Genomic DNA, 7,190 nt, shown 5'->3' with positions numbered 1-7,190 from the left:
CTGCTCTTAAGGCGAGACGACGTCTTTTCGCACAGCCGCCACAAAATCTTCTCCAGCGTCGCGAAGTCCCGGATGTCGGTCTCGAACGTCGTCTCGCTCGAAATCGTCTTGGCGCCCCGATCGGGCTCGACGCGGCGGTCGTCGATGCCGCGCGCGAGTCGCCACAGCCTGCGGCCGTCACTCGGAAACTGCCGCATCACCTCGATCTCGTCGGCCTTCTGCAGGTCCGCGATGATGCGGAAGCCGCGTTGCACCAGACGCTCCTGCGTCGCGGGTCCAACGCCGAAAATGAAACCGACCGGCTTCTCCGCCAGCATCAGGCGCGCTTCCTCCTGGTCGAGCGCAGCAAACCCGCGCGGCTTGTCCAGGTCGGAGGCGATCTTCGCCAGGAACTTGTTGCAGGAGAGGCCGACCGAGACGCTGATGCCGATGTCGCGCTCGATGTTGCGTGCGAACCGCGCCAGCACCTTGGCCGGCACCATGCCGTGCACCCGCTCGGTGCCGGAGAGATCCAGGAACGCCTCGTCGATCGAAAGCGGCTCGACCAGCGGCGTCAGCGCTTGCATGGCCTGGCGCACCTCGCGCCCGACCCGGACATATTTCGCCATGTTCGGCGGGATCACGGCGGCATGCGGGCAGGCTTCCAACGCCTTGTACATCGGCATGGCCGACCGCACGCCGTAGGTGCGGGCGATGTAGCAGGCGGCCGACACCACGCCGCGCTTGCCCCCGCCGATGATCACGGGCTTGTCGGCGATGTCGGGATTGTCGCGCTTCTCGACGGTCGCGTAGAAGGCGTCGCAGTCGATATGTGCGATGGTCAGGCTTGCGAGCGCGCGGTGGCGGGCGAGGCGGGGGGAACCGCAGGTGGAACAGCGCCGCACGCCCATATCCAGATCGGCCGAACAATCCCGGCAGAAGCAGCGGGGCCCGGCCCTCTCCAGGGAGGTCACGGCACGTCGCGCTCCCAATTGGGGTCGCCGAGCGCGTCGCCGAGAACCTGCCGCGCTGCGGCAACGTTGGTCGGATGCAGTTCCGCAGCGCTGGCAAAGGCCTGCACGGTGGCGTCGTCGCGCATCACGAAATCCAGCACGCTCAGCAGGAAATTGGGGTCCGAGGCGGCATTGCGCAGCATCTCCGGGCCGACCCCTGTCTCGGCCAGGAACAGGCCCAGCCGCTCGGGTTCGCCCGCGACGAAAGACAGCGCCTGAAGCGCAACGATTTCAGCGACTTCGCGCGGGTTGTGAACAGGCTTTTTCACGTGGCCGGTTTGCCTTTCCGTTAACTTTCGGTGTCTACTTTGGGGCCACCATGCCCGAGTCTCGTTTCCCAGTCTCTTGCCCAGTCTCTTACCCAAGTCTTGCGACCCACGACAAGCAACTGGAAACCACATCGCAGAAAGTCGGCCCTCGGGTTTAACGAAACTCAAGCGAATTCGAGGCTAGTTTGAATCCAGTTTTCGAAGCGCCGGCGACCGGCGCCTGAGGCGTCACATGCATCGGTCTGCGGACCAATCAGGAGGGCGGGATGGCTAAGACCGTCCTGATCGTGGAAGACAACGAGCTCAACATGAAGCTCTTCCGCGACCTGTTGGAGGCGCACGGCTACCAGACCACCGGCACCAGCAACGGCTACGAGGCGCTCGACCTCGTTCGCAAGATGCGGCCCGACCTCGTGCTGATGGATATCCAATTGCCGCAGGTCTCGGGCCTGGAGGTGACGCGCTGGATCAAGGACGATCCGGAGCTGCGCAGCATTCCCGTCGTCGCCGTCACGGCGTTCGCGATGAAGGGCGACGAAGAGCGCATCCGCGAGGGCGGCTGCGAGGCCTATTTGTCCAAGCCGATCTCGGTCGGCAAATTCATTGAGACGGTCCGACGTTTCATCGGATAGGAAGTGAGTTCACAGTGTCCGCGCGTATTCTCGTCGTCGATGACGTCCCTGCCAACGTCAAGCTGCTCGAAGCCCGCCTGTCCGCCGAATATTTCGACGTGATGACCGCCGCGAACGGCACCGAGGCGCTGGCGATCTGCGCCCGCGCCGAATGCGACATCATCCTGCTCGACGTCATGATGCCGGACATGGACGGTTTCGAGGTCTGCCGCCGCCTCAAGACCGATCCGGCCACGCATCACATTCCCGTCGTGATGGTCACCGCGCTCGACAGCCCGTCCGACCGCAACCGCGGGCTGGAAGCGGGCGCCGACGATTTCCTGACAAAACCCGTCTCCGATGTCGTGCTGATCGCGCGCGTGCGCTCGCTGACCCGGCTGAAGATGATGACGGACGAGCTGCGCATGCGCGCCATCACCTCGCTCGAGATCGGCATGCAGGCGCCCGAGCGCAGTGCGATCTCCGACACCGGCAAGGGCGGCCGTATCCTGCTGGTCGACGACCGACAGTCCTCCTATGAACGGCTGGCGACGATCCTTGCCGCCGAGCACACCATCGACGTCGAGCCGAACCCGACGGAGGCGCTGTTCCACGCCGCCGAGGGCAATTACGATCTGCTGATCGTCTCGCTCGACCTCAACAATTTCGACGGCCTGCGGCTGTGCAGCCAGGCGCGCTCGCTGGAGCGCACGCGGCATGTGCCGATCCTGGCGATCGCCGACCCCGAGAACGCGACGCGGCTGCTGCGCGGGCTCGAGATCGGCGTCAACGACTATCTGCTGCGTCCCATCGACAAGATCGAGCTGCTGGCGCGCGCCCGCACCCAGATCCGCCGTCGCCGCTACACCGACCATTTGCGCGACAACGTGCAGAATTCGATCGAGATGGCGATCACCGACGCGCTCACGGGGCTGCACAATCGGCGCTACATGGAGAGCCATCTCGCGACGCTGGCCGAGCAGGCCGCAACGCGCGGCAAGCCGCTGGCGCTGATGATTCTGGACATCGACTACTTCAAGTCGATCAACGACAATTACGGCCACGACGCCGGCGACGACGTGCTGCGCGAATTCGCCGTGCGGGTGCGCAAGTCGATCCGCGGCATCGACCTTGCCTGTCGCTACGGCGGCGAGGAATTCGTCATCGTGATGCCGGAGACCGATCTCCACGTCGCGGGCATGGTCGCCGAGCGCCTGCGCCGCTCGATCGCCGGCGAGCCCTTTGCGATCCACAAGGGCACCAAGCGCATCGAGGTCACGATCTCGATCGGCCTGACCACGCTGGAGCAGAAGGGCGAGGCGGTTGGCGACGTGCTCAAGCGCGCCGATACCGCGCTCTACCGCGCCAAGCACGACGGCCGCAATCGCGTGGTGTCGCACGCGGCGTGAGGCCGCTCGCACCGGCCGACGCAAAAAAAAACGCGAAAACAACCCCATGCACAGTAGCCGACACTAGTCGGATCAATGACTTACGCGGTTGCAAAACGGCTGATGGGCACAGCATTGCCCTTTGACTCGTCGGCCAAAACAGGAGCATCCTGCTAGCATCCCGAATATCCACAAACTCTGCTGTCATCCCGCAAGCGAGGAATCCGCACGCCACGACGGACAAGCGGGCGTCCACCTTCGCGTCAGGGAGGATACGGTTCCGACCATTCTGCCTTGGCCAGGGCCGCGCCGGTGTTGGACTTTGCGATGATCTCGTAAGTGTACAGGCCGGAATTGCAGGGGCCCCAGGTTCGCAAGCTCTCCGGCTTCACGATGTTATCTGAGGGAAATGGGATCTCCTGGCCGCCCATCTCGTAGTTCTTCTCTCTGCGAAACTTGACGACGATCGTGCGCGTGCCGGGCGGAACACTCTTCATCTTGATTTCGGGATTGGGAAAGACGGTGGTGCAGGGCCGCGGAGGTCCAAATGTGAATTGGATCTTCATCTCGTCGGCCGTGGCCGGGGTGCAGATGATCAGAAATGAAATTGGCAGCAACGACGAAAATCTAATCATGGGCACGCCTCAAAAAGAAACCAGTGTATCGGCAGGGCCGCCTGATGCCAAGTTTACTCCATGTCTCGCCCTCGCAGCGCTAGGCCTCGTTCACTCCCTTCAGGACGTCACAGAAAAGGCCCGCCGTAGCGGGCCCTGTGGGGATGGAGAAAGTCCGGGTCACTTCTGATCGACGTTGCTGGTCCCCGAACCGGGCGTACCGATCGGCAAGCCGTTCGCCGCATGACCGACGCCAACGCCCGGCGCACTGACGGCTCCTGGAGTTTGGTCCTGTGGAAGCGTCTTGATCCCCGTTCTTGCCTGCTCCGCGGGGCTCATCTGGCCCTTGTTGTCGCTGTTGGCGCCATTGGTGGCCGTGATACCGGACCTGTCGGTCCCGTTTGGCGTGCCCGCCTGTGTCGATCCTGACGCGGTGTTGCCCGCGCCGGTGGTGGTCGGTGTGCTCGCAGTATTCCCGTTCGGCGTCGGGGGCTGAACGTTCGGGTTGGTTGGAGAGTTGTTGGTGTGAGCGCCGGTTGAGGTTCCGTTTGTGCCCATGCCGGATGGCGCCGAGGGGCCTCCATTGGCGGCGCCAGACGTGCCAGTGCCTGCGCCTGAGCTGGCGGATGATCCGGACGCGCCGCCGCTCGCAGCTGCGCCACCCGCGCCTCCGCCGGCACCGCCGCCACCACCTCCGCCGCCGCCTTGTGCGAAGACGGGAGCGGCAACAGCGAAGGACAGTGCGGCTGTAAGAAGAAGCGATTTTCGATTCATGACCTTCTCCGGTGTAAAGAAGGTCAACTACGCCGAAATGACGATGGTTCCTCTCAGTCCAATCGCTTCAAGAGATCGAAGGGTGAAGCACGGCAAACGGACCTTGCGGTGCGTGCTTTCCGATCCGGACTTCTTGCGGCGAGCGGCGGGTTCTGATGTTGCAGCTGCTTCAGGGATGCCGGGCCGGCCGCTTGCCTCGCTTCACCGTAGTCTGATCTCCCACCGTCACCCCCGCATTCCGCAGCAGCACCGTCGCCGCTTCCTTCGCGGCGCGGGCCATTGCGGGGTCGTCGCGGACGAGGTCCTGCGCGATCGAGCCGTCGACCAGCAGCACGAGCTGCGTTGCGAGCGCCTCCGCGTTCGCAACGCCGAGCTCGTTGAGGCGGTCGCGAAACCAGATGCGGCGGCTTTCCTTGAAGGCGATTGCGATCTTCTTCACGGCGCGGTCGGCCGGGCCAAGCTCGGCGACCGCATTCACGAACGGGCAGCCGCGAAAGTCTTTTGCGGCGAAGCGGCGCTCCAGCGAATCGAAGGTGGCGAGGATCTGCTCGGCCGCCGGCTTGTCCGAGGGGCGGGGCTGCACGAAGCGGCGCTCCAGGTAGGCGGCGATCAGCGCGTCCTTGGAGGGGAAGTGGTTGTAGAGCGTGCGCTTGGAGATGCCGATCTCGGCCGCGATGGTGTCGACGCCGATGGCGCGAATGCCCTGAAGATAGAACAGTTTGTCGGCGGTCTCGAGAATCCGCTCTTTCATCGTCTGTGGGGCGGGCGGGGGAGCCATGCGGCGGTGAATGTCCTGTTTGCTTGACAGCGCACGCTATTCATAGCCCAAGTACACAGGTCTGTGTAACCAAAATCAACTGATATTGCAGACGACGGCGCTCGCGCCGCGCCGATGAGGGAGACAAAAATGCCCCTGTTGCAGGTCCTGCGCCCGACATTGCCCATCCTGATCGGCGCCTCGATCATGCTGACGCTGAGCATGGGGCTGCGGCAGAGCCTCGGCATCTTCATGCAGCCGCTGACCCACGACATCCATCTGTCGATCTCCGATTTCACGCTGGCGCTGGCCGTGCAGAACCTCGCCTGGGGCTTTCTCCAGCCGCTCGCCGGCGCGATGACCACGCGCTACGGCTTCCGTCCTATCATGATCGCTGGCTCCTTCATGTACATCGCGGGCTTGGTGCTGATGGCAACCGCGAACGGTCTCGTCGCCATCATGATCGGCGCCGGCGTGCTGATCGGCACCTCGCTGGCCTGCACCGCGGCGGCGATCGCGATGTCGGTGGCGGCGCGCGCGGTGCCCGCAACGGTGCGCTCCACCGTGCTCGGCATCGTCTCCGGTGTGGGCTCGCTCGGCGCGCTGCTGTCGGCGCCGATCGGGCAGATGCTCAACGAGGGCTTTGGCTGGCGCGTCGGGCTCGCCGGCTTCGTGGTGATGTCGGTGCTGATGATCCCGGCGGCCTGGTATGCCGGGCGCGTCGACGCGGTCCCGCTGCCGAAGCCCGCGACTGATGAGATCGTCGATGCCACGGCCCTGATCGCGGCGAAGACCGCGTTCGGCAACGCGTCGTTCGTGGTCATGACCTGCGCCTATCTCGTCTGCGGCATGCAGCTCGTGTTCCTCACGACGCATCTGCCGTCCTATCTCGCGATCTGCGGCCTCGATCCGATGCTGAGCGCGCAGACGCTCGGCATGATCGGCGGCTTCAACGTGCTCGGCTCGCTGTTCTTCGGCTGGGCCGGCCAGCGCTGGAACAAGCTCGCGCTGCTCGGCGGAATCTACATCTTCCGCTCACTCGCGCTGGCCTGGTACTTCATGCTGCCGGCGACGCCGGCCTCGACCTTGCTGTTCGGCGCGATCATGGGCTTCCTGTGGATGGGTGTGGGACCGCTGGTCGCGGGCGCCGTCGCCGAAATGTTCGGCCTCCGCTGGCAGGCGATGATCCAGGGCCTCGCCTTCATGAGCCACCAGATCGGCAGCTTTCTCGGCGCGTATGGGGGAGGGGTGCTCTACGACGCGCTCGGCTCGTACACGATGGCCTGGCGCATCGGCGTCGCGCTGGGGCTGGCCGGCGGCATCATCCAGGTTGCGTTTGCGCTGATCCGGCCGTCGCAGCCGCCGGCGCCGGTGTTGCGGACGGCGTAGGCGAGGCGTCCAGCGGGTGAGCAAACTTCGTGGAGCGCGGCATCATCAAACGGAATGGTACCGCTGCCCCGATCAGTGCCCAGCGCCGCGCCCAATTTGGGACTTCCGTAATTGGTCCGCAGCGGACCTTCACGGTAATGCCCGCTGGGCGCCGCTTGAACCCATTGCTGACTCTAGAGAGAAGCTGAGCAAAACCAATGAGCGACTGAGCTGCTGCCGGTATGATGGACACCGGGTTAAGCTAATCCCACCTTGCGCTCGAACTCAACAGGGCTGAGGTAACCGATCGTCGAGTGACGTCGGGTCGTGTTGTACAACGAGGTTTGAGAACGCCCACAGGACCGTTCTTCGCGAGGTTCTTTATCGATATCATCCTTGGTTTGGTTGCCGAGTTTG

At 64.3% G+C, this 7,190-nt stretch carries 8 protein-coding genes; 3 read left to right on the top strand and 5 right to left on the bottom strand.

What is annotated here, in order from left to right; genetic code table 11:
* Together IVB32_RS00040 and IVB32_RS00035 are read right to left on the bottom strand one after the other, a co-directional pair.
* Nucleotides 1-953: DNA polymerase IV (locus IVB32_RS00040; RefSeq protein WP_247409475.1), on the bottom strand; the 953-nt coding region annotated here is incomplete at its 3' end.
* On the bottom strand, nucleotides 950-1,261 hold the full coding sequence (locus tag IVB32_RS00035) for a DUF3572 domain-containing protein (protein WP_018455159.1): 312 nt from the start codon (nucleotides 1,259-1,261) through the stop codon (nucleotides 950-952). The genes IVB32_RS00035 and IVB32_RS00040, both read right to left, overlap by 4 nt.
* A gap of 266 nt (nucleotides 1,262-1,527) precedes the next feature.
* On the opposite strand from IVB32_RS00035, the gene IVB32_RS00030 reads away from it, so the two are divergent.
* Together IVB32_RS00030 and IVB32_RS00025 are read left to right on the top strand one after the other, a co-directional pair.
* Entirely contained in the window at nucleotides 1,528-1,893 is a 366-nt protein-coding gene (locus tag IVB32_RS00030) for a response regulator (RefSeq protein WP_007603272.1), read from the top strand.
* Between the two features lie 14 nt (nucleotides 1,894-1,907).
* Nucleotides 1,908-3,281 (top strand): PleD family two-component system response regulator, encoded by a 1,374-nt coding sequence (locus IVB32_RS00025; RefSeq protein ID WP_018455158.1) that lies wholly within the window; start codon nucleotides 1,908-1,910, stop codon nucleotides 3,279-3,281.
* Nucleotides 3,282-3,523: 242 nt separating this feature from the next.
* On the opposite strand, the gene IVB32_RS00020 is transcribed toward IVB32_RS00025, so the two are convergent.
* From IVB32_RS00020 to IVB32_RS00010, 3 genes are all read right to left on the bottom strand, one after another.
* On the bottom strand, nucleotides 3,524-3,895 hold the full coding sequence (locus IVB32_RS00020) for a hypothetical protein (RefSeq protein WP_247371945.1): 372 nt from the start codon (nucleotides 3,893-3,895) through the stop codon (nucleotides 3,524-3,526).
* 159 nt (nucleotides 3,896-4,054) lie between these two features.
* Nucleotides 4,055-4,432: a hypothetical protein gene (locus IVB32_RS00015; RefSeq protein WP_247409474.1), complete on the bottom strand. Its 378-nt coding sequence runs from the start codon at nucleotides 4,430-4,432 to the stop codon at nucleotides 4,055-4,057.
* Between the two features lie 385 nt (nucleotides 4,433-4,817).
* The gene (locus IVB32_RS00010; RefSeq protein ID WP_085395622.1) at nucleotides 4,818-5,426 is read right to left on the bottom strand and encodes a TetR/AcrR family transcriptional regulator; all 609 of its coding nucleotides are present in this window, start codon (nucleotides 5,424-5,426) and stop codon (nucleotides 4,818-4,820) included.
* Between the two features lie 129 nt (nucleotides 5,427-5,555).
* Here IVB32_RS00010 and IVB32_RS00005 point away from each other — a divergent pair, with 129 nt between their 5' ends.
* A complete protein-coding gene (locus tag IVB32_RS00005) occupies nucleotides 5,556-6,794 on the top strand; it encodes an MFS transporter (protein WP_247371951.1) in 1,239 nt (412 codons plus the stop codon).
* The last annotated feature ends 396 nt before the right edge of the window (nucleotides 6,795-7,190 follow it).

It is taken from the genome of Bradyrhizobium sp. 23 (assembly GCF_023073295.1).
Classification (GTDB): domain Bacteria; phylum Pseudomonadota; class Alphaproteobacteria; order Rhizobiales; family Xanthobacteraceae; genus Bradyrhizobium; species Bradyrhizobium canariense_D.
Note: the sequence above shows the minus strand (reverse complement) of the source record. Positions and strands in the feature narration are given on the sequence as shown.

What these genes read in the sequence shown, in the direction of transcription:
- IVB32_RS00030 (WP_007603272.1), top strand. Translation starts at nt 1,528, where the DNA reads ATGGCTAAGACCGTCCTGATCGTGGAAGACAACGAGCTCAACATGAAG.
- IVB32_RS00020 (WP_247371945.1), bottom strand. Translation starts at nt 3,895, where the DNA reads ATGATTAGATTTTCGTCGTTGCTGCCAATTTCATTTCTGATCATCTGC.
- IVB32_RS00015 (WP_247409474.1), bottom strand. Translation starts at nt 4,432, where the DNA reads ATGGGCACAAACGGAACCTCAACCGGCGCTCACACCAACAACTCTCCA.
- IVB32_RS00010 (WP_085395622.1), bottom strand. Translation starts at nt 5,426, where the DNA reads ATGGCTCCCCCGCCCGCCCCACAGACGATGAAAGAGCGGATTCTCGAG.
- IVB32_RS00005 (WP_247371951.1), top strand. Translation starts at nt 5,556, where the DNA reads ATGCCCCTGTTGCAGGTCCTGCGCCCGACATTGCCCATCCTGATCGGC.